A 24,354-nucleotide genomic window follows, 5' to 3' on the forward strand; every position below is an offset into this window, starting at 1 on the left:
CGACGGATTGCCCGGCTCCGGCGGGACGCGGAGGCTCGCATCGCAGCATTCTCTGCTGTTGGTTTAATCGGGCGAGTGATCGAGCCGCCGGCCGCCTGACAGGTGCTCCCGCTTGGTCACGGCGCAGCATGCCGCATCGCTCAGCGCTCACGCCGCAGTAGCGGGCATCTTGTCGCAGATCAGCGAACTCGACGGCTCGCCGCGACTAGTGACCTGACCTTTCAAAACAGCTAACCTCGGCTAGCAGCAGGATCTGCATCAAGGCTTGACTGACTTGACGAATTGGCAGGATTGAAATGCCGCCCGAGACCGAGTTCGATCGCGATTTTGCGCGAATGGATCTGCCCGATCTTCGGATCAACTATGATCCTGTCGATCCGGATCAGTTCGATCGTCCCGTCACTTCATTCTGTCTCGAAACCAGCAAAGACAACGACGACCTGCCGCTGCACTCACACCGCAAAGGCCAATTGGTCGTCGCATCTCACGGCTCGGTGATGTGCCGGGCGCCCGGCGGCTTGTGGATCGTGCCTCCGCAAGGCGCGGTATGGATCCCGGCCGGCGTGCAGCACAGCAATTGCGTGGCCGATTTCGGCAAACTCTACACAGTGTTCATCGATCCGCAGGTCAGCATGCTGCCGCGGACCTGCTGCACGCTGATGATCACGTCGCTGGTGCGGGAATTGATCCACCGCCTCTCGGTGTTCCCACCGCTCTATCCGCTGGAAGGACCGACCAGCCGTCTCGGCCGGGTTTTGCTCGACGAACTCGTGCAGATGTCGACGACGGATGAAATGTATTTGCCGATCTCCCCCGACGCCCGTCTTCAACACCTCGCGACCTCCTTGTTGAATAATCCGGGCGACCGCAGCACGATGGACGAAGTCGCCTCGCGCTACGCGATGAGCGAGAGTACCTTCGCACGCTTCATAGCCAAGGAAACGGGGATGACCTTCGGGCGCTGGCGCCAGCGTCTCCACATTCTGATCGCCATGCAACGCCTCACGGCGGGCACTTCGGTCCAGGCCGTGTCGCTGGAACTGGGGTACGAAACCCCCAGCGCGTTCATCACGATGTTCAAGAAGACGATGGGAAAGAGCCCCCGCCGCTTCCTTGCCGAGCGGTCGCGCCTGATTAATTCGGACAGTTTGCCCTAGCTCGCACGTCCCTGCCTGGGCACTTGACGACCGCGACCCCGCGACGCTTTCGCGGGGCCGCCCGTAACGACGTCAGCGTTTGCTGTAAGGCGCAAGCGGATACTCGAGCGACGCTTCCGCAATGGCCTTTGGAGCCACCACCCGAGGCCTGCCTTTCAAACCCTGCAGCATCACCATCGAACAGTGGATGTTCTGGCCGGTCTCGTCGAACTTGGTGTTGTCGCCGTACATCAGGATCGGCTTCATGTCGGTCTTCTTGAGCGCGCCGTGAATCGCCGCGGACTCCGGCGAAGCCGCCCGCGTCACGGCGTCTGCGACGATCTGCACCGCCTCGAACGCGCAGCCCGCATTGGCATCGAACCAGTCGTTCGGGTAGTCGGCCGCGAACATCTTCATGATCTTGTCGGTCTCGGCGCCCTTGGGATTGAGCCACAACGCCGACAGAACCGGACCGTCACCATACTTTCCGAGCGCGTCGTGATACGCCTTGTCGGACACGCCGTTGGAGTTGGGCGAAAACACCATCTTCGGGTCCCAGCCCTGCTTGATGCATTCGCGCGCGATCATGATCGCGTCGTTGACGCGCGTGACCGAGATCAAAGCATCGGCACCCGACGCTTTCGCCTTGGCAACTTCCACCGACAGATCCTTGGCCTTCTCGTCATAGGCAACGTGCTGCGCGATCTTGAGCGGAACATCCACTTCCTTCCACGCCTGATCGATGCTGGCCGCCGTCGACTGCCCCATCGTGTTGTTGAGATGGAGAACGACGGCGCTGCTCGGCGGATCCTTCAGCGTGCCGAGCACGGACTTCAGCTCGGCCAACGATTGCCGCACGATGGTCAGCGACGTGGGGTAATAGCGGAACACCTGGGTGAAGCCCTGTGAAGTTACCTGGGTGGCGCTCGCGATGTGGACCACCATCGGCACCTTGGCGGCCTCGCAGGCCTGCAGCGCCGAAATGGTGGCACCGGAATCCCACGCGCCGATCAGCACGGTGCAGCCCTGCCGGATCAGGCTCTCGGCGGCAATCCGGCCGTTCTCCGGACGGCTTTGCGTATCGGCGTGAACGATCTCGATGCCGAGGCCGAACTTCTCACGCGCGAATTTGGCGCCGAGATCGATGCCGCGCACGCAGGCCTGACCGGGAAACGCCAGCACGCCGCTGCTGGGCATGATCGCTCCGACTTTCACTTTCGTGTTCGCCGCAAACGATGGCCTTGATACCAGGCCTACCGCAATTCCCAATCCGCTTCCGACAATCGTCCGCCGCGTGATTCCGCTTCGCTTGGTCATCTCGATGTCCTGTTGCTGAAGGAGTGAAATCTTATCTCGACTGTTAGCTTCGTACGTTTTGGGACCGACCGCCGACCTCAAAGGCCCATCTCGGCCTTGATCAATTCTTCCTCGGTTTCGTCGTAGAGCGACGCGATCAGCGACTGATAGCGCTCGTTGATCTGCTTGCGACGCTTCTTCCGCGTCGGCGTCATCACGCCGTTCTCGAGCGACAGCTCCTCTGGCAGAATGCGGAACGCCTTGATCTGCTCGGCTCGCGCCAGCCTTCCGTTGGCCTTGCCGATCTCCGCCTCGATCAGCCGGTTGACGATCTCGGAGCCTGCCAGGTCCGCGTAACTCGCGATCTTGTCGTCGCGCGACTTCGCCCAGTCCATTGTGGCGGTGGCATCCACTTCGATCAGGGCGGTGAGATATTTTCGCCCCTCGCCGATCACAGCCGCCTCGGAGATGAACGGGCTGTGCCTCAGCTCGTTTTCGATCTGAGTCGGGCTGATCGATTTGCCGTTCGACGTGTTGATGATCTCCTTCTTCCGGTCGACAAGCTTGAAGGTTCCTTCCGGCGACACTTCGACGATGTCGCCGGTGTAGAGCCAGCCGTCGCGAAGCGCCGCTTTCGTCTCGTCCGGCTTGTTCCAATAGCCCGCGAACAATCCCGGTCCACGGACGATCATCTCGCCGTCCTGGAGCACGGCGGTTTCCCAGGCCGGATCCGGCAGCGGGACCCCGACGTTGCCGGCCTTCGGCCACTCCGCCATCTGCACCAGATTGGCACCGACCAGTTCGGTCTGGCCGTAGCACTCCTTGAGCTGCAAGCCCCACAACTGCCACAGCGACATCAGCTCGGACGGCATCGCCGCCGACGAGGTGAACGCGACCTTCAGTTCGTCGAAACCGACCTCCGCGAGCAGCGGCAGGAACACTTGCTCGCGGCAGGCCGCGAACAGTTTCGAGACGAAGGCATCCTCGTGGCCGCGCTGACGGTCTTCGAGCGCCCTGCGCGCGATCGTCACGGCAAGCGTGTAGTTCTGATCTCCCGCTTCACCGGCGGGATGCACCTTGCTGAGGATCTGTGTCGCAAAGCGCTGGTAGAACCGCGGCGGCGCCATATAGTAGGTCGGCTTCACCTCTTTGATCGTCTGGGCGAAGTCCGCGGTCGTCTCGCCGAAATATGGAACTGCGTCGGCGATCAGCGGCAACGTGGTCGCCTGCCCGCGCGCCACAGTGTGCGACATCGGCAAATGCACGACCACCCGGTGTTCCTCTTCGCGCATACTGGGGCCGAACAGGGTGATGCAATGAACGCCGGCGAGAATGGAAAGGTGCGTCAGCATGGCGCCTTTGGGGTTTCCGGTCGTCCCGGACGTATAGCCGATGCTGACGACATCGGACGCCTTTGCTGTCGCGCTCTCCTTCTGCAGATAGTCATGCGCATCGACATCGTGTGCTCCAACAAAGTCGGCCAGCGACTTGATCAACGCCGAGGCCTCGCCGGTCCAATCCGGGTCGAGCACGATGATGCCGCGGAGCTGCTCGGCCCGACCGGAGGCGAGCACGATGCGAAGCTGCGGCTCCCCGCCGACGAACGCGAACTTCGCGCCTGAATCCGTGAAGCAGTAAGCCACTTCTTCGGGTGACGAGGTGAAGTAAACGCCCACCATGACGCCGCCGGCGCACATCGTGGCCATGTCGGCGATCAGCCATTCCTCGGACGAATCGCCCATGATCGCGACCCGATCGCCGCGCTCGAGACCAGCACGCCGCAGCGCGCTGGCCAGGTTCACGACACGCTGCGCATATGCGCCCCACGTCATGGCGGTCCAGGCGCCGTGACGCTTTTGTTGCAAGGCGATCTTGTCGGGCCGCTCCGCGAGTCGCGCGGCCAAAAGCTGCACGACGGTCGTATCCGCCAACTGGGCGCCGGATGTCATCTCAGCGACGTTCATCTCAGCGCTCCGCGAAACGCTTGCGCTTGGCCGCGAATGCGGCAACCGCCTCGGCCCGCTCGGGCGACTTGAACGTCAACATCTCCAGCGCCGCAGAGGTGTCGAGCAGCAGGTGGGCGTACTGCTTGATGATCTTGTTGACGCTGTACTTGGTCCACACGATCGATTCCTTCGGCCCGCTTGCCAGCAGTTCGGCGTATTCGATCGCGGCATCGAGAACGTTGCCGTCTGCGACCACCTCGTTGATCATACCGATAGCAGCCGCTTTCTCGGTGGAGATGAATTCGCCGGTCATCAGATAGTGCTTCGCGCGTACCGGCCCCATCAGCAGCGGCCAGATCACCGCGCCGCCATCGCCCGCGACGACGCCGGCATTGACATGCGTGTCGGCGAAACGGGCTGTCGAGCTCGCATAGATCACGTCGCAGAACAGCGCGAGCGTGGCACCCAGGCCGACCGCGACACCGTTGACGGCCGCGACGATCGGCACTTCGACTTCCAGCATGTTGCGGATGAGGTGGCGACCGCTGCGCGTCGGGGACGGCAGCGTTCCCTTATCCAGCGACTTCTGATCGCCACCAGAGCAAAATCCGCGGCCCGCACCGGTGAGAACGATCGCGTTGACAGAACTGTCGTGATCCAGCTTGACGAAGACGTCTTCGAGCTCCTCGTGCATCTCCCAGTTGATCGCGTTGAGGATCTCCGGGCGGTTCATCGTGACGATCGCGACGCCAGTGGCGCGCTGCTCGACGATCAGGTACTTGTAGCCGTATTGCGACATTGATTTCACCGTTCGATTACTGCTTCTGGGTCCGCATCAGCCGGATCTGCCCGAGAATCTCCTCGGTCGGCCGCACGACGTTGTTTCCGTCGTTGAAATGCGGGATGACGTAGCGACCGACCATGTCGATCGCCTCCATGATCTTTTCGTGCGGGACGGAGTCCATGTGCAGCAGCACCTCGTCGATACCCATGGCCTCGAACTTCTCGATCTGACGAATGACCGTATCGGGGCTGCCGCACACCGTCGTGGCCGACTCGTTGACCAGATAGTCCCAGTCGTTGGCGGCGCGCTCCATCGACGGCACGCTCTCCCCCATGTATTTGTAGTCGTCGGCAATCGCCGCGAGACGCGGATAGGCATCGGTCGAGATCTTGGCATAGTGCATTAGCGGGCCGGCATAATCCGCCTTGGCCTGCTCGTCCGTTTTCCCGATGCCGATGAACAGCGGAATGCCGATACGCGGACGCTGCAGCGGTCCCTCCGCGTCGCACTTCCAGTTTTTTTGATAGGCGTCGATCAGCTTCTGCTGAGCTTCCCAGCCCTGATAGATGTTGCTGCTCATCACGGCGAAGCCCTGCGAGGCCGCCCAGAGATGACTGCGCTCGCTGGTCGCCGCGATCCCGATCACCGGATGCGGCTTCTGCAGCGGCTTCGGAACCAGCTGGCGCGGAGGGATCTGGTAGTACTTGCCGTCAAACGTGAAAATGTCCTGGCGCATCGCCGTTTTCAGCAGCGCCAGCCCTTCTTCCATCTGCGCCAGCGTTTCGTTCGGATCGACGTTGAACGCCCGCATCGCGATGGTGGTGTTGGCGCGGCCGCCGTAGAATTCCATGCGGCCGTTGGACAGGATGTCGGTCACGGCAAGCCGCTCGGCCGAACGCAAGGCGTGGTTGATGCGCTGCGGCATCAGCGTCACCGCCGCGCGCAGCTTGACGCGCGACGTCACCGCGGCCAGATAGCCGAACACCACTTCGGGCGCCGAGCTCGAGATCCCGCCCAGTGCCACGTGCTGCTCGGAGAGCGCGACGCAGTCGAAGCCGACCTTCTCGGCCAGACGGACTTCGTCGACCAGTTCGTGAAGCCTGCGCGAGTAACTGTGGCCGACCTGGGTTTCCTGTTCAGACCAGAACCCAAACGTAAGTGCCATGTCTCAATCCTTTTAGCTTGCGAGATGGCACAGGGTTTCATAGGCGTGGCGATATTTTCGCCCGAAAGCCGCGTTGCGTAGTAACGCTTTCCGAATTTTATGCTGTCAGCATTCGCAACATGGCAGACGCCCCGGGAAGCTTCGCCACGCAGCGGACGGGCTGATCGTCAACGGCGGGCGATGGCGGCTCCGGCCTCGCTATCGAAGGTCTTGATCAGCAACTCGGCGACCGCCGCGAGGCACGCTTCGCCGATGGCGTAGCTCGAGCCGATCGGACTTCCGATCACGCCGTTCTGCGAAACCGATCGGATGCCGTTCTTCCACATCAGTTCGAGATCAGCCTCCGACAAGCCGCCAAGATGGCCCACCTCGAAGCGGTCCGGTCTGACGCTGTCGGGCCTAATGACCATCATCAGCGACGTCTCGGCGATGTCGGCGTGGCCGCCGACGGCCAACACGTCTCCTCCGGCTTCGCGCACCGCATCGCGCCACGTGTCGATCCATTTCGTCGAGTCGAAGAACGCCAGGATCTCGACATCCGAGGGGACGGCCTCGCGCAAGCGACCGAGCATGTCCTTCAGGACCGGAAAATTGCCGATGTGACCCGAGTGAATCAGGATACGCTTGAAGCCGTGCCGCGCCAGGCTTGTGCAATAATCGACACAAATCGCTTCCAGCGTCCCCGGCCGTAGCGAGATCGTACCCGCGAATGGCAGATGGTGAGACGAGCAGCCGACCGTGATGGTCGGCGCCACCAGCGTGTTGCCGCGGCTGCGCGCGATCCGCTCGGCCAGAGCATCGGCATGATCCGCATCCATGCCCAAAGACAAATGCGGCCCATGCTGCTCGACGGCCCCCAGCGGGATCACTACCGTCGTGCACCCATCGGCCAGCGCCGCGGCGACTTCCTCGTGGCTCATCTGCTCCAGATAGATCTGATCGGGATATCCGCGCGTCATCGGCTCAACCCTTACTGTTCTTTGATAGAAATCTTGCACGCGCTTTGGTTGAGCTCTCGGCTGTGACATAGGCGTCGAGGTCGGCCACGGTCATTTTTTCGAGCGCCTGATCGCTCATTTGCGCGGTGAGGTTGAGCGATCGCTTGATGGCATGGAACAGCTTGCGGTCTTTCTGCCGCAACACGCCGCACACGTCTCGCGCACGGGATGCGACCTCCTCGGTCGGGACGATCTCGTTCACGGCGCCGATCGCCACGGCGCGCTCCGCGCCGACGAGCTCGCCCCAGTACAGCAGCTCTTGCGCCGCCCGCACGCCGAGCTTCTCGACGGCCCGGCGCATGCCTTTGGTCACCGGCAGCAGGCCATGGTTGATTTCCGGAAATCCAATCTTGCACGCCGCATCGGCCACAACATAGTCCGCATGCAGCAGAAACTCCAGGGCGCCTCCGACCGCATAGCCGCGGACGGCGCAGACGATCGGGCCCGGATAGTTCTCCATCGCCACGAGGAGTTCGTGGAAGAACCGGATGCGCGGCCTAGCGACGTCGATCCCGACGACTTCCTTGATGTCGCCGCCTGCGCTGAAGAAGCGGTCGCCGCTTCCGGTGAGCACGATGCCGGGCGGATTCTCGTCGTCGGCAAGGCGCCGGATCGCCTCCAGCAACTCGACGATTAGTTGCGCATTCAGCGCATTGGCCGGCGGCCGGTTCATCGTGATCGTGACCAGGTCTTGATCACGCTCGATCAGGAGAGAAGTGGCAGTATTCATCAATGAGACCCAAGCGAGAGGCGGCTGCAACAGCCGGGGAGCGGTGGACCGAACGGCGGCGAGACGAGAGCCGCAACGCCCGACGCCTCGCCGAGACGGCGCGCCTCACAATCCCAGATAGGCGCGCTGGACATCGGGGTTCTCGAGCAGATCGCGGCTAGATCCATGCAACACCACGGAGCCGTTCTCGAGCACATAGCCGCGGCTGCTCAGAGCGAGCGACTTGGCGACATTCTGCTCGACGAGAAGGACCGTGATGCCCTGCTCGTTGAGGGATTTGACGACGCTGAACATCACATCGGTCAGCGCCGGCGACAGTCCGATCGACGGCTCGTCGAACATCACGATTTCTGGCTTCGACATGATCGCCCGACCGATCGCCAGCATCTGTTGCTCGCCGCCGGACAGCGTGCCGGCGAGTTGGTCGCGGCGCTCGCGAAGTCGCCCGAACAGCTGATAGACGGAATCAAGCGTATTTGCCAGGTCGTGCCTGGCCCGCTTCAGCGAGCCGCCGATCAGCAGATTGTCCTCGACGGAGAGCGCACTGAAAATCTGGCGGCCCTCGGCGACCTGAGCGATGCCCATTTCGCAGATGTCCCACGGCGGTAGCCGCGAGATTTCGACTCCGTTGATCCTGACGGAACCGCGCGACGACGGCACGATCCCCGCGATTGATCGGATCAGAGAGGTCTTGCCGGCGCCGTTGGCGCCGACCACGCAGATCAGTTCACCCTTGCCGATGCGGAGCGACACGCCGTTCAGCGCATTGGAGCCGTCATAGGCCACGCACAGGTCGTCGACTTCGAGAAGCGCGTCGTCAGGCATGGAAACCGGCTCCCAGATAACTTTCCAGCACCGCAGGATCCGCTACCACCTCTGACGGCTTGCCCTCGGCGATCTTGGCGCCGTGGTGTAGCACCACCACGGTCGACGCCACTTCCATCACGATCCGCATCACGTGCTCGACCAGTAGGATCGTCAGTCCACCCTCGGCGAGCCGGTGCAGCACGCCGACGACGCCTGCCGCTTCGGTCGGACGCAGCCCCGCCATCACTTCGTCGAGCAGCAGCAACTTGGGGCGAGTCGAGAGCGCCTTCGCCATCTCGAGCATCTTGCGATCGGGCAACGTCAACTGATCCGTCCGGGCATTCGCCTTGCCGGCGAGCCCGACATTTTCGAGCGACTCATACGCCTTGTCCCGCGCCTCCTTGACGTTCGTCGTCCAGCTGAAGGCGCCCACCATGGCATTCTCGAGCACTGACATATCTTTCATCGGTCGGACGATCTGGAAGGTGCGCGCAATGCCCATGCGGCACACCGCTTCGGGCGGCTCGCGCTCGAGCGAACGCCTCTCGAATAGCACCCGCCCGGCGGTCGGTCTCAGCGCCCCGGCGACGAGATTGAAGCAGGTGGTCTTGCCGGCGCCCGATAAGGGCGGTGATGCGGCCTGCCTGCAGTGAGAAGCTGACGTCATTGACCGCGACCAATCCAACGAACGCTTTGGTCAGGTTCTTCACTTCGAGCAGCGCGGTCATTCCTCGACCTTCCGCAATTGTGAGATCCGGCCGCGCGCCGGCAGCTGGATCGCCTCGTAGAGCCGGACGATTGCCGGCCAGATGCCGTCGGGCAGAAACCACACGACCAGGATCAGCACCGCCCCGTAGGCGACGCTGTTCAGTCCGGGGAGCCCCAGGCTGTCGCCGAGCGCCCCCATGGCGTGATGCAGCGGGATCGCGGCCATCGAGCCGACCAGCGGGCCGAACGCAGTGCCCAATCCGCCGACCACAGGGCCGATCAGTACGTCGACCGAGATCGCCATGCCCATGATCGAATCCGGAAAGATCGCACCCTGCACCAAGCCCAGCACGCCGCCGCCGACCGCGGCCGTCGCGGCCGATATCGAGACCACCAGCACCTTGTGGCGAAACGTCCGCACCCCCAGTGCGCGGGCGGCCTCTTCGTCGTCCCGCATCGCCCGCCAGACATAGCCCCAATAGGACCGCGAGATCAGCTCCGTTCCCGCGACGCCGATGGCCGCAAGCGCGAGCGCGACGAAGTAGTAGAACCGCGCGTCACCGCGCAGCATCCCGAGGTCCATCGTGCCGCTCGGCGCCTGATAGAACAGGCCCTGCATGCCGCCGACATAGTCCCACCCGCCGAACATGATCCGGGCGAATTCGGCGGCTGCGATCGTGAGCAGCGCGAAATAGATGCCACGGACCTCGAAGCGGAAGCTCAGCCACGCCAGCACCGCGCCGACGAAGCCCGCAATCACCGCGCCCAGCAGCAGACCGATCCACGGGGTGACGCCGTATTTGATGTTCAGGATCGCCACCGCATACGCACCGATTCCAACGAACAGCGCGTGACCGATGGATAGCTGCCCGCCGATCCCGAGCATCAGGTTCCACGATTGTCCCATGAAGGTGAACAACAGGACGATCGTCAGAAGTGAGATGACGTAGGCGTTGGACATGCCACCCACCACGGCCAGGGCGGCGAAGACCAGAGCGCCGGCACCCCAACGCTTGGTGTCGCTGGCTTGATCAGATGTCCTTTGCACCGAAAAACCCCCTCGGACGGAAAATCAGGATGATGATCAGGAGCGCGTAAGGGAGTGCTGTTTTCATCGACGGCGTGAACATCAAGGCCGCGACCGCTTCGGCGACCCCGATCGTCAGGCCGCCCAGAAGAGCGCCACCGAAGCTGCCGAGACCGCCGACGATCACCGTCACGAAGGCCAGCAGCGTGAAGTCGACGGCGAGATAGGGCTGCGCATCGAACAGCGGCGAGATCAATGCGCCGGCGACGCCAGCGCAGGCGGCTCCGATGCCGAAGGTCACCGCATAGACCCGAGGGATATTCAGCCCGACCACCAGTCCGCCCAGTCGATTATTGGCGGCGCCCCGCAGCGATCGGCCGAATGCGGAGTACTTCAGATAGGCTCCCAGTGCGGCGATCAGCAGTCCGGCCGTAGCGGCCGCCTGGATGCGGGCCCAATCCAAGGTGAGCGGACCCACGCTCACGGTCTGGAAGGACAACTGAGACGCCGTCGGCCGCGGATCCGGACCGAACGACATCAGCAATACGCCGCTGAAAAGCAGTGAGAGGCCGATGAAGACGATGAACTGATAATGATGCGGCCGATTGACGAACCGCTTCACGACGAGCGTCTCTAGCAGATAGCCGAACACGAACATGACGACCGCGGCGATCGCGGCGGCTAAAACGATCGGGATGTCACAGATTTGAACGGTCCAGTATCCGATGTAGATCCCGAACACGACCATCTCGCCATGAGCGAAATTGACCACGCGCATGACGCCGAAGATGATGGTGAGACCGAGCGCGACGAGCCCGTAAACCAGCCCGATGAGCACCCCGCCGGCGATGACATTGAGCCAGAGCGACAGCATCAGCGACCGACCGCCGATGGATGCGCGATAGAAAGTCTTCGTCTTCCTTGCATGCTGATCGGTTCCATCTTGGCTGTAGCGGAAACGTAGCGGCGCCTGACGTCGTCCTGCGTTTCAGACCGCCTTTGGCGCGGCGAAACATCCGTCGATGTAGACGAGCGACTCACATCCGGCCCTCGTGGTCTGAGCCACCACCTCTCCGGTGAAAATGGTGTGACTACTGTCGCTGTAAGCATTCACCACGCGGCAATCGAAGCTGCAGACCGCGCCGACCAGACTTGGTGCTCCGGTTTTGAGATCGCACCACAAACCGTCACCGAAGCGGATATCGCCCTTGCTGCCGTCCTGCCCGGAAAACTTGAGCGCCAGATCGCGATGCTCGACTCCTAGAATATTCCAGCAGAACGACCCACTGCTGAGAATGATGTCGTGCGCACCGGCAGATCGATTGACGCAAACCAGCACGCTGGGCGGAGCCGCCGACAGCGAGCAGCCCGCCGTCAGTGTCAGACCATGGCGGTTCGGCGCCCGACCTGTCGTGACGATCGACACGGTGCCCGGCACGCTGCGCATCGCAGCACGGAATGCTGCGGCATCGAGTGGGCTCGTTTCGGACAGCGGCGGTGTTGCGGACGGCATGGCTACGACCCTTGGATTCATGAGATGGATGCGCCCTCTTTGTCTGGTTGTGAGTCCGGGCATGCAGCGCTGCCCCGGTGAACGTCTGAGCTATCCGGCTGCTTGATAGAACTGGATGACGTTGCCGCCCGGATCCCGCACCTTCACCGCACGGCCGTGACTTTCCATGTCCCGGACCGCGCCGACTTGCGCCCCCATGGCTGCGGCACGCTCCATGGCGGCATCGAGGTCATCGACACCGAAGACAAGAACGGCATCTTGCAGCTGGTCCGAGACCGACTCCGTCGGTCCGGCGACGCAGAACGCAGCCGCATCGCTCACGAACTGTATCCACTTGCCGGGATCAGCGAAGCGCACCTTCAGACCCAGACCTTCGTAGAACTCGGCCAGGCGTCCAGGATCGTTCGCTGTCAAATAGACTTGCTTCAGTTTCACGCTCGACATCCAAACCGTCGCTACCCAAGTGCGATCGTGGGTGGATAGTCGCCCGAGCCTCTCAGCATTACTGCTTGAACAACGCCTGTCACAGAAGCTTCATCAGCATTTTATGCTGTAACGACTTGTCGAGTCGCTAGATCCAACTCTGCATCCGGCCGATCTTTGCCATTTTCTGGTTGACGAGGTGGGCGTCGTTGCTGCCGAACCTTTTGTCTCGCGCAACGCCCGCGGCGTGGTCAGCGACGTGGGACCGAAGCCACACGCGACGACAGGCGGTTGTACGAAACAGGGCAGTTCTCGACATCGAGCTCTGCTGCACGTCCCGTCAAGTGACACGGGGAGCCAATCGATGGAGCGGCGGGCATTACATCTTGACCGAATCCGTGGATCAACGTCGGCCTGCATATCGCATAGGCAAAAAATGTATCGGAAGTAGGCAACTAACCTTTTGATCGCAATGCACAATGCGAAGGTTGACGGTTTTTCGATACAAATCGACGATTTGTCGAAATCCCACAAGCGCAATTGCGGTTAGCTTTTACCACGCGATTGTCATCACCCCGCAAACGACGGTGATACGCGCCGCAGAAGACTGCCATACTTGGGAGATACGCGATGTCGACAACCTCTCTCGACAGAATAGATATCAAGATCCTCAACGAGCTCCAGCAGAATGCGAGCTTGACCAATGTCGAGCTCGCATCACGCGTCAATCTTTCGCCGTCGCCGTGTCTGGCACGCGTCAGAACACTCGAAAAACTCGGCGTGATCGATCGACGGATCGCCCTTCTCGATCCCGCCGTGCTCGGCATTGGTGTAACGGCTTTCATCCAGATCAAGCTGGAAAAGCAGGTCCAGACGTCCCTCGAGAATTTCACCCGATCCATCGACCGGCTGGCCCAGGTAATGGAATGCTATCTCATGACCGGTGAGAGCGACTACATGCTCCGCGTCATGGCGGCCGACATCGAAGATCTCGAAGACCTGATTGTCAACAAACTATCCCGCATTCCCGGCGTCAGCAGCATTCGATCAAATCTGGCCCTCAAGCGCATTTCGCACAAGACCGTGCTGCCGATCGACGCCAATCGGCCGGTCACCGTCAAGGCTTGCGCCACCCCCTCGCGCCCTCTGGAGCGCTCACCAAGACCCCGATACGACCCAACCGGTCCTTTGCTGTCCGATGCGCCGATCGGGCTCGACACCAATCGTCCCAGCTACAGCGTGGAAAGGCTATGAGGCGCCCCGCCATGGGCTCCGGCCAGTTGGCAATAATGGTGAAGTTAAGATCGGCAGAGTGCTCGAGCGGCGCTGCGAGCCTGACAATCCGCACACGACCCAACGCGAGCACCCGTCGGTTCCAGCGAGCAGAGCGACCGAGATGACGGGATCGATCGAAGCGGCCCTGCAGGCGCTCGCCGACGGCGAAATCGTCGTGGTCACCGACGACGACGATCGCGAGGGCGAAGGGGACCTCGTCGTTGCCGCCTCGCGGTGTACGGCTGCGAAGATGGCCTTCATCATTCGCCATACATCGGGAATCGTCTGCGCTCCGATTACCCTCGAAGACGCGAGACGCCTGCGGCTTGACCCGATGGTTGTCAACAACGACTCGGCTCACACCACGGCGTTCACCGTGTCAGTGGACTACCGGCCGGATAACGGTACGGGCATCTCGGCCGAAGAGCGGGCCTCGTGCTGCCGTGCACTCGCCAACCCCAACGTCGGCGCCGGCGATTTTTGCCGGCCGGGACACGTTTTCCCGCTGATCGCAAAAGAAGGTGGCGTACTCATGCGCTCGGGTCACACCGAGGCCGCCGTCGACCTGTGCAGACTGGCAGGTCTCGAGCCGGTCGGTGTCATCAGCGAACTGATGAACGACGATGGCTCGGTGATGAAGGGTCCGCAAGTCGCGGCGTTCGCCGACAAGCACAAGCTGAAACAGGTCACCATCGCAGACCTCATCAGCTTCCGGCAGGCCCGCGAGACGCTGATCGAGCGCGTCTCGAGCGTCACGGCGGAGAGCTCGATCGGCCCGCTCCAGGGCTATTCGTATCGCTCGCCGTTCGACCCCATTCATCACGTCGCCTATATCTACGGAGAACTGGGCGACGGCACCAACGTCCTCACGCGCTTCTATAAACCCAACATCCTGCGCGATTTGTTCTCGGGTCAGGAACAGGCCAAGATGAACGTCATTCTGCAACGCTTCAAGGATAATGGCAGCGGCGTGCTCGTCTATCTGCGCGACGGCGCGGCGGGCGTTCCGCCTGCGCCGCTAGGCCCGATCAGTTCGCGCGAAGACGACCGTAATCGGCAATGGCGCGAGATCGGTGTCGGCGCCCAGATCCTGCGGGATCTCAAGATCAGCTCCATCCGTCACCTCACGTCGTCGACGCATCACTTCAAGGGACTGTCAGGCTTCGGCATCGAGATCGTCCGAAACGAAGCGCTCTAACTCCAGCCATCCGCGTTTCGAAAGTCCATTGAGCGCGTCCCGCACCTCAGGCATCCGGCGAAGCTTGCAGTTCGTGTCGCGGCAGGTCTCCCCCGGGCCAGTCTGGCCGGCCTCGCGCTCGGAGAAGTAGCGCGCCGGCGATTTGCCAAGCGCCTTCTTGAACATGGTGATGAACGCGCTCACCGACTCGTAGCCGAGCGCCTCGGACACGGACTGAACCGTGTTGCCAGCAGACAATTTCTGGATGGCGACGATGATCTGAAGCTGCTGACGCCAGCGACTGAAGGTCATGCCGGTCTCGGCGAGCACAATGCGCATCAGCGTCCGCTCGCCGAGCGCGACGGCTTGCGCCCACTCCGCCACGGTCCTACGGTCGGCCGGATTGTCCATCAAGGCATCGGCGATCATACGCAGTTTCGAACTCCGCGTGATCGGAAGATGCAGCCGTTCGGTCGGCATGGCGATCAACTCGTTGAGGAGCACCGCGGCGATCTGCGCGGGCGGGCCGTCGGGATCGTAGAGCGGGGGCAGCGTCGCCATCCGATGGATCAGCTCGTGCAACAGCGGTGAGATCGACAGCGTGCAGCATTCCTGCGGCACGCTCGCCGCATCCATGTCCACATAGAGAAACAGCAGGCTGGCGTTGCCGCTGACGCGATTGCTGTGGGGCATACCGCCGGGAATCCAGACGCCGCAGCGCGGCGGGACCATCCACAGGCCGCTCGGCACTTCGCACGTCACACCGCCGCGCTGGGCGAGGACGAGCTGTCCCTTGCGATGGATGTGAACCGGCAGCTCGTCCTCCTGCTCCCGGGTATCCACCATGCCGGCCACGATCGGACGGTCCAAAATGTCAGGATCGAACCGCCGATAGTGCTGATAGAGCGTGCCGCGCATTGTCATCCTTTAGCAATTAATTGGCAGAATAACGAAATTCTCTCGACGCAGCAACGCCTATGGTCTCCGTGCTTCACGGACGATCACATCATGCCTTCACCATTTCTGTCTCGGCTTCTCGCAACAGCAGCGCCCGGCCGGCTCGATCCGAAATGGGCGCTGTTCTCTTCGAACTCCTTCATCGCGGCAATGCTCGCGATCTATTTTGCCTTCCGGCTCGGATTGGAGCGGCCGTATTGGGCGATGCTCACGGTCTATCTGACCGCACAGCCGTTCGCCGGCGCGGTTCGGTCACGCGCCGTCTACCGCTTTGTCGGGACATTGCTGGGCGCCTGCGTGGCGCTGGCGCTGGTCCCGATCCTGGTCGATCAACCCGCGTTATTGTCGGTTGCCGTTACCGCATGGGCCGGACTCTGCCTCTATATCTCCTTGCAGGATCGCACGCCGCGCAGCTATGCTTTCCTGCTGGCAGGCTACACCGCGACGACAATCGCGTTCTCGAGCGTCAACGTTCCGGCGATGGTATTTGTGACCGCGCTGTCGCGTGTCGAGGAGATCCTGCTCGGCATCGGCTGTGCGACCTTGGTGCACACCCTGCTGTTCCCGAGCGACGTCACTACTCCTGTGCTGAAATCCCTCTGCGCCGCATTGTCGGACGCCTTCGCCCGGACCACCGATGTGCTCTGCGCGCGCGTCGACAAGGCACCGAATACGGGTGTGCATGGTCTTGATGATGTCGCCGCGCATGCCGAGATCGCGCAAGCTGCGCTCGGCCTCGAGCCCAACCATCCATTCCCCCGATGCGGCGGATGCGGCGAGGCCCATCTTCTCCAAATGTTGAAGGCGACCGACCATCAGGCGCCGGATCTCGGGATCGGACTGGCCGGGGTTCTCTGGGCGAAGATCGATCGAGCCGGTCTCATCTGCCGCCAGGCGGATCTCCCGATCGAGCCGCGTCCATCGTTCCGCCGTGACCTCCCTCTCCAGCGAACTGCGGATCTCATGCTCTGGCTTTGGACCCAGTTCGATAGCGACCAGTTCCTCGGCGCGCGAGCGCAGGCCCCGGCTGATGTAGTCGCGGGAGATCACCAGATCCGCCCCTTCCTCATCTACACCCCGGACGAGAAGGTGGACGTGAGGGTTGTCGGTATTCCAATGATCGACAGCCACCCAATCGAGCCGCGTGCCGAGATCGGCCTCCATCTGCATTGCGAGATCGCGGGTGAAGGCCTTGAGATCGGTCATATCGCCCGCATCCTCCGGTGAGACGATGAACCTGAAATGATGCCTGTCGTCCCTGCACCGTTCTGCGAAAGCCGCGCTATCGGCGCGGTCGCTGCCGGCATCGAACATCTCGGCCCTCTCGCCGCTCCGGGTCACGCCGTCGCGCTTCAGATATGAGAGATGGGCGGTCAGTGGCGCTGAACGGAAAGCTCTTCCTCTGTGACGAACCACGCGGGCCTTCACCATGACGCGACGCGTTGGGCTGAACAATCGGGCACGGCTAAAGGACAGTCGGCCGCGGCCAAACGTCGAGCGCCCATAGGCCGCCGAGCGCCTGCTGGCCACGGTCTGATCCGAGGTGTGTCCAGCTTTCTTCGCGGCACGAAGCACCTGGTTGATGAAGCTCTTCGGCTTTGGCGCGCGGGTAGTGCGGATGCGCCCAGGCCGGATACGCAGATGGCTGTCGCCCACGCTCACGGGAGGGCCTCCCCACGATCAAAAGCACCTGCAGTGCCGAAAATGCCCTTGATCGCATTGCTCAAATTGCAGAGCGCGGCACGCGCCCCGACCGACCGGCACGCCAGAACGCAAGCCATGCCAATGGCTTGCAGTTCGACCGGCGAGCCCCTTTTATCTCGCCGTCTTAATCGGTCGTGTCGTCTCTCTGATCTTACCCATTCTCGCTTCCTTTCCCGTCTTCGACAAGCCGCTCTGATCCACGCCATGACACGATGCGCCGCGATGGCTGCGAGTCCTGACGCGCCGTGCAGTCTTCCGCGCTCGTCGGCGGCACAAACTCGCTGCAGCAAGGCAGCGCGGACGCCGTCGCGGCGCATCTTGAACGCGCGCGCGGCGTTGTGGAAGGAGTACTGCCGGCTGCACGATCTGGTGGTGCGGCTGGTCGCCGGGCACGAGCTGTGCCGGCGCTTCATGCAGATTCCCGGCGTCGGTCCGATCGCGGCGCTGAGCTTCATGACCGCGGTCGACGATCCCTTGCGCTTTAAGCGTTCGCGCGACGTGGTGACGTATTTTGGCCTGACCTCGCGACGCTGGCAGTCCGGCTCCTCGATCGACGTCAAGGGGCGGATCAGCAAGACGGGTGACGGCGACGTGCGGCGGGCGCTGTACGAGGCGGCGAGCGCCTTGCCGACGCGCTACAAGAAAAAGGACAAGGTCAAGGCGTGGGGGCTGGCGCTGGCCAGGCGCTCCTCGCACCACAAGGCGACGGTGGCAGTGGCGCGCAAGCTCGCCGTGATCATGCACGCGATGTAGACCGGCGGCACGTTCTATTGCGGCGATCCGGACACATCTGCGGCGGAGATGCGCGCCGAAACCACCGCCAAGCAGCGCAAATTGCTCGGGGCTTACGCATGAGCTGCGTGATCCTTCAACCTGGCAACGCCGCGACGATAGCCGCGACCTGAACACGGAGCTCCGCCGCTGGCGGATGAGGACTGATGCAGCACAGCGACGACGGAACGCACGTTATCTTGCCTGCGACGATGCATCTTCGGATCCGACCGATCGCGCCGGATTGCCTGTGATGTGGCTCCGTCACACCGATGGAAAGCATGGCGTCAATCAGCTCATGACCAGCGCATCGCCGCGCACGGCTTGCGCAAATCCGCCGCGCCCGACCCGGTTCAGGCGAATGCCGAACACCTTTAAAGAGTGCCGGGTCGCGTTCTCGAGGTCCAAGAACTTGCGCTTCAAATTGCGGCGGTGGGTCAGCAACAGCCGCAGCCGGTAGCAGGCCTCGCTCTTGATATGCGCCCTGCGGAACCAGCCGGTGCGCATGATGTGGGCAATCCCGAGCGCGTCCGCCCGGTCGGTCTTGTTGCGCTGCGCCTTCAGCGCCGCGCGAACCTGGAGGGTCTCCAGGCACACCGCCGGCAGACCAAGCTTGAGCAGTTCCGGATGCAGCCAGGGCGACAGCGAGCCTGCCTCGTGGCCGAGCCGCCGCAAGCGGCCAAGATACGGTCAAGCGCCGTCCTGATCGCATCGGGATCGGTCACCACCGCCGTCTCCAGCATCACCTTGCCGGTCGCGTCCACCACGCAGATCGCTGTCTCGGCCATGCCGACGTCCAGACCACAGAAGAATTCCATCGCACGCCTCCCGCGTTGCCGAAGCGGCGCAGTGTGCGGCTTATTCAGCGCGCAATCCACTTGATCTGCCGCCGCAACGCCCGGAGCAGGCCGATTACGAGCGGCCTTCCTAATCGGGCGGGCAAAGTCAACTCATTCCTACGCTTTTCTGCGACTCTTCGAACTTCAGCCATGACCGACTCCCTGCACCAACAACGCGCACTTCACCGCAGCCGCGTACGCGACGTGCACTCACCAGGCGGGGTCCATGCGTTCCTTCGCGTTCAGCACTTCGGCCGTCGCATGCTCTTCATCAGGTTCGTAAACAGGGCTGTCTCCGGCGCTCTCGTCCCCGAAGGGCGGCAGCAGGCAAGATAGCGGACATTCCCCGTTTCGCGGCCACGCCCGGGGACGCTCACCGCGCGCGCGGATCTCTAATTTCGCTCCTCCTCAACATGCCGGGCGTAAGCCCAGCGCTAATCTGTCGTCACCTGCACCGCGACTACTGCGCCGGTTTCAACCGCAGCCGCTGCGTGATCTTCGCCAAACCCGACGTGGAAGTCGGTCTCGCTAACCCACATCCGGTGCAGAATGCTTGCCAGCTTCCGTGCCACCGCGGTGATCGCGCACAGCATGCTCGACCGTTTGGCGATCCGCAGGCCCCATGCCCGCAGTGCCGATCATTCCTGACCCGCAGCAGCAGGCTTGCGGCCGCCTCGCAAAGCGCCTCGCGTACGGCGACGTCGCCTCGTTTGCTGATGCGTCCTTCGTAATCGATCGATGTGCCGGACTGGTGCCGCCTCGGCGCCAAGCCAAAATGCGCGCGCCGACCGTTTTCGATCTGGCAAAGCGATGAGGGTCATCAACGCCGACTTTGAACGACAGGGCCGCAACGGGACCGACGCCTGGAGCCGTCATCAAGCGCCGGCAGACAGCATCATGTTAGACCACCTGCAGCAGCGCACGATGGAGCCGATCGTATCCCTCGAGGATGGCGCGGCGCACATCTAACATTGCCTCGATGGTCATCACGAAGACGGGATCGCTGCGCTCGATCAGCTCGCGGACCCGGGCCTCAAAGGCACCGCGGGCGACGGCTCCAACGAGCGACCCATAGGCCCGCAGCGCGCCACGAATGTGGTTTTCGAGGTCGATCAGTTTGCGCCTAAGCAGCTTCCGGCTGATCAGCAGCGTGCGCATCTTCTGCATGTCGATATTCTGGACATGGACGGCGCGGTACCAGGCCAACCGCATCACCTGCGCAATGCCACGCGCATCATTCCGGTCGGTCTTGTTCCGCATCCTTCGGCGTGCAATCTGGTCATGGGCAGTTCACCAGCATCTTGTTCGCGAAGATCCTTCCATAGGTGCTGGAGGCATCGAGCGGACTGCCAGGTTTGCATGGCGCTTGTAAACCGGGAGTTGCCCAACGAGGCCAACTGAGCACCGGTAACGGCAGGCTACGATCTTGCCAAGCGCTTCCGGTCCGTCCGATTTGTACGCTACGGCGCGCAGCGGTTAGCGGCGGGATCAGAGCGCCTTTTGTTTGGCACCGTAGGCGATATGGATCAACGCATCCCGGACAGTTGAGCAACGCGCAGATGGCGTCGAAGCAACCTCGTCAGCTACCACAAATCCAGCGCCTTCCTAGGAGGCCCGCATCGACACCAAGGTCGCGCCATGGAAATGCCCATCTCGCTCAACGGCGCTCGATCCGATTCTGGCCGGGATCATCGGAGCACGTGCAGGAACCATGGTTGACAATGATAACAACGAGCGGCGCCGACTCGTCGAGTTCAAGGACGGTTGCCGCTATGGCAAATTCGGAAAGACTAAGGCCTACGAGCTGATCGCCCACGAGAGGATCAGGGCCTACAAGATGGGGGGGCAAGACCATGATCGACCTCGACAGCGTGGATGAATATCACGCTTCGCTGCCGAGGCTCGAAACGAGGGCGAGCTAGGCCGCCGTCTGCGTAGCGAAACGGCGGGCGCATCGTCGCTCAGGCTATCAAGGCGATCAACTTTATGTTGTATTAAACGCACCGTTCGGCCCGCTAGGCCGCACGGTTACAGATGCCTGGTTCTTATTGTCCCAAAGCTGGCGCCGTACCACCTCGTCGCGCAGTGGCGCTCTTTTTCTCCGTACTATGGGCGAGCTGGGCTTCCGACTACATCGTCGTCGAACGCGACCTACTCGCTCAGCAGGTCGACGCGGTCGAGCGGACGCGTGCGCGCGGTGGTCGCCGCCGGGGCATTATCGCAGTCCATGGTCCGCAGCGCCTTGTTCAGTGTTTTCGGACATTAGGACGCTCTCGTCATTGGACGCCCAGCAGATCGCGGATCAGCGTCGCGCGATCCCGCGTTATCGATACCGGTTTCGCGTGCACGCGACATAGGCCCGCCCTTAACCTCGCGTTACGTTAGGTCGAGTCCCCGCTGGGACTTCGAGTCAGAACCGGGTTCGATTCCGGTCGGGGGCGATTTTGGAGACCGGAACGCGATGAGCGGTGCCTGCTGCCGAGGCAGCCTGCAGTTTTATTTTTGCCAGTAAATACAGTGCATCATATTGTTGTATTCCTGTGTCGGCAGCCCTCGATCGCGTTGAAAACACACGCAAAAATTCACCGCCTCCGTCCGTTTGGTGGCATTTTGTTGGTATCGGGAGAACAAACAATCGCGGCGATTTTTCGCCATTCCGAACAAGGGAATTGAGCAGATGGCCCGCCAGAACGATGGCGCGTGGCCAAGCTGATCAGGACCAACGTCGATCGACGCGCCGCCTGACATCTTTTCAGATTGAAGGGCCGACGTTTCGGCAAGCGTTGAGCAGTTTCGGATGAGACGAAGCCCTCACAAAGCGCAATCGGTTCAAAAATTACCGGCGACCAAATCGTAAGAGCCCCTACTGCCGCGGACGTACACCTTGGCAGCGGCGGCGCATATCAAGTCGCGATTGCAATCGAACACGCGGAGAAAGCCCGTTTCATCGTAACCGGCATCTGGTTGAATTCGCTTCAGCGCATCTTCGTCGATGAAAAACGATGCCTCGATAGCGCTGTCGTGTCCCCAGAATCGTACGGCACGCCGCGTGCGGTCGTATGAACGGCTATGGTTTGGAAACTCGATCATATGGTCGGGGCCGATCAGTTGTCGGTGAAGGAGACTTCCTTGCCGACTTATCCGATTTTGCGCCGGTCGATGGCCAATCTGCATCGACGCTCGCAACGGCCAAGCATGGCGAGGGGGAAAGAGCGTTAAGGCGATTACGCCAACCCTTAAGTGGCTACGTTGAAAGCGAACTACAACTCTGCTCGCCCCTGTCACAGCAAATAGTTCTGCTTGACCTCGTTATTCCGCCGATGGGCATTATATCTCGAATATCACCGCGAGTTCACGGCTGTTATCGGTGACTGAGAGCATCGTGCTCCCGCCGCGACCAAGAGGCGGTCAATATGTCGAACATCTCCAAATTCGGACTCCGCGAGTGGCTGGTACCGCCGGTCCTGCTGCCGATCTTCTTCGCGCTTGTGATCGCTGGTGCGGTGCTCATTCAGTGGTAGTTAACTCGCCTGCGCGGGCCCGCGCCGCCAGCGCCAAAAGTCTCTGCATGATGGAACATTTCAGCAGCACGAGGGATACCCCAGCGAGGCAGCCATCGGGGGACGAGATACCTAGGATCAACTCGCACCCGCATTGCGGAGAGTTACCGATGACGTTCGGTCCGTCACGCAGTCCAGCCATCGTTCTCGTCGTAGAAGACGAGATGGTGCTCCGCATGCGCGCAATTGGCATGGTGGAAGACGCCGGCTACACGCCGTTGGAAGCGCGGGATACCGACGAAGCCCTCGCAATCCTGAGCTCCAGATCCGACATCGCGCTCGTTTGCGCCGACATCCAGCTGCCGGGCAGCATGGACGGCATGGGCCTCGCGCGTACCGTGCGTAAACGGTGGCCGGCGATCGATATCATCCTGATGTCCGAGCAATTGAACCCGCCCAGCATCGATCTTCCCCCCCGCAGCAGATTCTACGGTAAGCCGCTCCAAGCCTGGCAGATCATAGCCGGGATTCGCACGATGATTGGCCACGCCTGAGGCGCCCAACATCGCCCGACCATCCGCGTCAAGCGGCCATCCTAACTAGCCCTCACCTCTCGTCGATCGGCAACATTATGGCGATCTTCCTCGTCCGGCATGTCACAACATATCGGTACCGGCGTGCGGTCAGGCTGGGCCGACATCAACTGATGGCGCGCCCGCGCGACAGTTTCGACCAGCGACTGATTGATTTCTCGCTCGATGTGACGCCCGCGCCCTCGGAGGTGAGGTGGCTGCACGACGTCTTCGGGAATTGTGTTGCGCAGGTCGAATTTGCCTGTGACAGCGACTACTTGCGATTCGAGTGTATCATCAAGGTCGACCACACGCCGGAGAATGCGCCCGACTTCAGAATTGAGGCCCACGCGAAGGACCATCCATTTGCGTATCAGGATGATGAGGCGCCGGACCTGGCACCCTATGTTCAAAGATGGTTCTCGCACCCGGAAGATCATCTCGGCCGGTGGCTGGATACGTTTCTCGTGCGCGGGACCAGACGCCGTACGGGCCAGGTCCTGATGACCCTCAATGAAGCAATCTCGGATGGCTTTGCATATGACCGCCGCACGGCGCCAGGAACGCAAAGTCCCTCCACGACACTTGAACGCAGGAAGGGCAGCTGTCGGGACTTTGCCGTCTTGATGATTGAAGCCGCGCGAAGCCTAGGTTTCGCCGCACGCTTTATCACCGGCTATATCTACGTACCGGATCGCGATGGTCCAGCCTGGCTGGGCGGGGGAGCCACTCATGCCTGGTGTCAGATTTACGTCCCCGGCTCCGGCTGGGTCGAGTTCGATCCGACCAATGGGATCGTCGGAAACCGAGATCTGATCCGCGTGGCGGTGGCCAGGGTCCCGAGCCAAGCTGTTCCCCTGTTTGGCAGTTATTGGGGAACTCGCGAGGATGAGCTTGGAATGGACGTGGACGTGAACGTCAAAACGACGTCAGCTCTGTCATAGAGTTGCTCAATGAACGGACAGGAACACGGCAACTACTAACGCGTTGGCACTTTTGCAGTGCTGCGCTGTGTCGACGAGCCAT

At 62.0% G+C, this 24,354-nt stretch carries 22 protein-coding genes and 4 pseudogenes; 8 read left to right on the top strand and 18 right to left on the bottom strand.

Annotated elements, in window-relative coordinates; translation table 11 throughout:
- Window positions 1-296: 296 nt before the first annotated feature.
- Window positions 297-1,157 carry an AraC family transcriptional regulator gene (locus CIT37_RS36880; RefSeq protein WP_173015766.1) on the top strand — a complete coding sequence of 287 codons (861 nt, stop codon included), beginning with the start codon at window positions 297-299 and terminating at the stop codon, window positions 1,155-1,157.
- Window positions 1,158-1,229: 72 nt separating this feature from the next.
- Here the strand turns inward: CIT37_RS36880 and CIT37_RS36885 are convergent, their stop codons facing one another.
- The 10 genes from CIT37_RS36885 to CIT37_RS36930 all read right to left on the bottom strand — a co-directional run bounded on the left by CIT37_RS36885 (window position 1,230) and on the right by CIT37_RS36930 (window position 11,435).
- Window positions 1,230-2,333, bottom strand: coding sequence for an ABC transporter substrate-binding protein (locus CIT37_RS36885; protein ID WP_244611331.1), 1,104 nt, complete (start codon window positions 2,331-2,333; stop codon window positions 1,230-1,232).
- A gap of 197 nt (window positions 2,334-2,530) precedes the next feature.
- Window positions 2,531-4,396 (bottom strand): AMP-dependent synthetase/ligase, encoded by a 1,866-nt coding sequence (locus CIT37_RS36890; RefSeq protein WP_028149222.1) that lies wholly within the window; start codon window positions 4,394-4,396, stop codon window positions 2,531-2,533.
- A 1-nt stretch (window position 4,397) separates the two neighbouring features.
- The gene (locus CIT37_RS36895) at window positions 4,398-5,177 is read right to left on the bottom strand and encodes an enoyl-CoA hydratase/isomerase family protein (RefSeq protein WP_095426884.1); all 780 of its coding nucleotides are present in this window, start codon (window positions 5,175-5,177) and stop codon (window positions 4,398-4,400) included.
- 16 nt (window positions 5,178-5,193) lie between these two features.
- Window positions 5,194-6,327 carry an LLM class flavin-dependent oxidoreductase gene (locus CIT37_RS36900; protein WP_007594451.1) on the bottom strand — a complete coding sequence of 378 codons (1,134 nt, stop codon included), beginning with the start codon at window positions 6,325-6,327 and terminating at the stop codon, window positions 5,194-5,196.
- Between the two features lie 167 nt (window positions 6,328-6,494).
- Window positions 6,495-7,286 carry a creatininase family protein gene (locus CIT37_RS36905; protein ID WP_028140596.1) on the bottom strand — a complete coding sequence of 264 codons (792 nt, stop codon included), beginning with the start codon at window positions 7,284-7,286 and terminating at the stop codon, window positions 6,495-6,497.
- A 4-nt stretch (window positions 7,287-7,290) separates the two neighbouring features.
- A complete protein-coding gene (locus CIT37_RS36910; protein ID WP_028140597.1) occupies window positions 7,291-8,055 on the bottom strand; it encodes an enoyl-CoA hydratase/isomerase family protein in 765 nt (254 codons plus the stop codon).
- 105 nt (window positions 8,056-8,160) lie between these two features.
- Window positions 8,161-8,880 (bottom strand): ABC transporter ATP-binding protein, encoded by a 720-nt coding sequence (locus tag CIT37_RS36915; protein WP_028140598.1) that lies wholly within the window; start codon window positions 8,878-8,880, stop codon window positions 8,161-8,163.
- The gene (locus CIT37_RS36920) at window positions 8,873-9,529 is read right to left on the bottom strand and encodes an ABC transporter ATP-binding protein (protein WP_244611384.1); all 657 of its coding nucleotides are present in this window, start codon (window positions 9,527-9,529) and stop codon (window positions 8,873-8,875) included. The genes CIT37_RS36915 and CIT37_RS36920 overlap by 8 nt, the downstream gene beginning before the upstream one ends.
- A 57-nt stretch (window positions 9,530-9,586) precedes the next feature.
- Window positions 9,587-10,618, bottom strand: a complete 1,032-nt coding sequence (locus tag CIT37_RS36925) for a branched-chain amino acid ABC transporter permease (protein WP_240536500.1) — start codon at window positions 10,616-10,618, stop codon at window positions 9,587-9,589.
- Window positions 10,602-11,435, bottom strand: coding sequence for a branched-chain amino acid ABC transporter permease (locus CIT37_RS36930; RefSeq protein WP_244611385.1), 834 nt, complete (start codon window positions 11,433-11,435; stop codon window positions 10,602-10,604). Before CIT37_RS36930 ends, CIT37_RS36925 begins: the two co-directional genes overlap by 17 nt.
- On the opposite strand from CIT37_RS36930, the gene CIT37_RS36935 reads away from it, so the two are divergent.
- Complete coding sequence (locus tag CIT37_RS36935; RefSeq protein WP_240536504.1) at window positions 11,352-11,561, top strand: hypothetical protein; 210 nt, start codon at window positions 11,352-11,354, stop codon at window positions 11,559-11,561. The two genes, CIT37_RS36930 and CIT37_RS36935, sit on opposite strands and share 84 nt — an antisense overlap.
- 24 nt (window positions 11,562-11,585) lie before the next feature.
- On the opposite strand, the gene CIT37_RS36940 is transcribed toward CIT37_RS36935, so the two are convergent.
- Window positions 11,586-12,110: a flavin reductase family protein gene (locus CIT37_RS36940; RefSeq protein ID WP_018316668.1), complete on the bottom strand. Its 525-nt coding sequence runs from the start codon at window positions 12,108-12,110 to the stop codon at window positions 11,586-11,588.
- A gap of 90 nt (window positions 12,111-12,200) precedes the next feature.
- A complete protein-coding gene (locus CIT37_RS36945) occupies window positions 12,201-12,554 on the bottom strand; it encodes a VOC family protein (RefSeq protein ID WP_028140602.1) in 354 nt (117 codons plus the stop codon).
- Window positions 12,555-13,229: 675 nt separating this feature from the next.
- Between CIT37_RS36945 and CIT37_RS36950 the strand changes: the two genes are divergently transcribed.
- The gene (locus CIT37_RS36950) at window positions 13,230-13,787 is read left to right on the top strand and encodes an Lrp/AsnC family transcriptional regulator (RefSeq protein WP_240536499.1); all 558 of its coding nucleotides are present in this window, start codon (window positions 13,230-13,232) and stop codon (window positions 13,785-13,787) included.
- Between the two features lie 142 nt (window positions 13,788-13,929).
- Window positions 13,930-15,006: a 3,4-dihydroxy-2-butanone-4-phosphate synthase gene (gene ribB, locus CIT37_RS36955; protein ID WP_028140605.1), complete on the top strand. Its 1,077-nt coding sequence runs from the start codon at window positions 13,930-13,932 to the stop codon at window positions 15,004-15,006.
- Here ribB and CIT37_RS36960 read toward each other — a convergent pair.
- Window positions 14,965-15,903 (bottom strand): AraC family transcriptional regulator, encoded by a 939-nt coding sequence (locus CIT37_RS36960; protein ID WP_028140606.1) that lies wholly within the window; start codon window positions 15,901-15,903, stop codon window positions 14,965-14,967. The two genes, ribB and CIT37_RS36960, sit on opposite strands and share 42 nt — an antisense overlap.
- A 189-nt stretch (window positions 15,904-16,092) precedes the next feature.
- Here CIT37_RS36960 and CIT37_RS36965 point away from each other — a divergent pair.
- Window positions 16,093-16,551, top strand: a pseudogene (locus tag CIT37_RS36965) (FUSC family protein); the annotation flags it as partial.
- A 69-nt stretch (window positions 16,552-16,620) separates the two neighbouring features.
- On the opposite strand, the pseudogene CIT37_RS36970 reads toward CIT37_RS36965, so the two are convergent.
- A pseudogene (locus tag CIT37_RS36970) lies at window positions 16,621-17,604 on the bottom strand (DUF3363 domain-containing protein); the annotation flags it as partial.
- A 357-nt stretch (window positions 17,605-17,961) separates the two neighbouring features.
- On the opposite strand from CIT37_RS36970, the pseudogene CIT37_RS36975 reads away from it, so the two are divergent.
- Window positions 17,962-18,501 (top strand): annotated as a pseudogene (locus CIT37_RS36975) (transposase); the annotation flags it as partial.
- A gap of 231 nt (window positions 18,502-18,732) precedes the next feature.
- Here CIT37_RS36975 and CIT37_RS36980 read toward each other — a convergent pair.
- The 4 genes and pseudogenes from CIT37_RS36980 to CIT37_RS36990 all read right to left on the bottom strand — a co-directional run.
- Window positions 18,733-19,235: pseudogene (locus tag CIT37_RS36980) on the bottom strand (IS110 family transposase); the annotation flags it as partial.
- A gap of 481 nt (window positions 19,236-19,716) precedes the next feature.
- Window positions 19,717-20,025: a transposase gene (locus tag CIT37_RS40255; RefSeq protein WP_212481214.1), complete on the bottom strand. Its 309-nt coding sequence runs from the start codon at window positions 20,023-20,025 to the stop codon at window positions 19,717-19,719.
- A gap of 131 nt (window positions 20,026-20,156) precedes the next feature.
- Window positions 20,157-20,462 carry a hypothetical protein gene (locus CIT37_RS36985; protein ID WP_244611332.1) on the bottom strand — a complete coding sequence of 102 codons (306 nt, stop codon included), beginning with the start codon at window positions 20,460-20,462 and terminating at the stop codon, window positions 20,157-20,159.
- A gap of 1,623 nt (window positions 20,463-22,085) precedes the next feature.
- Complete coding sequence (locus CIT37_RS36990) at window positions 22,086-22,430, bottom strand: DUF1488 family protein (RefSeq protein WP_049801955.1); 345 nt, start codon at window positions 22,428-22,430, stop codon at window positions 22,086-22,088.
- Window positions 22,431-22,926: 496 nt separating this feature from the next.
- Here CIT37_RS36990 and CIT37_RS36995 point away from each other — a divergent pair, with 496 nt between their 5' ends.
- Together CIT37_RS36995 and CIT37_RS37000 are read left to right on the top strand one after the other, a co-directional pair.
- Window positions 22,927-23,310, top strand: coding sequence for a response regulator (locus CIT37_RS36995; protein WP_095426880.1), 384 nt, complete (start codon window positions 22,927-22,929; stop codon window positions 23,308-23,310).
- 77 nt (window positions 23,311-23,387) lie between these two features.
- On the top strand, window positions 23,388-24,272 hold the full coding sequence (locus tag CIT37_RS37000) for a transglutaminase family protein (RefSeq protein WP_028140610.1): 885 nt from the start codon (window positions 23,388-23,390) through the stop codon (window positions 24,270-24,272).
- Window positions 24,273-24,354: the final 82 nt, after the last annotated feature.

Origin of the sequence: Bradyrhizobium ottawaense (assembly GCF_002278135.3) — a bacterium.
Taxonomy (GTDB): Bacteria; Pseudomonadota; Alphaproteobacteria; order Rhizobiales; family Xanthobacteraceae; genus Bradyrhizobium; species Bradyrhizobium ottawaense.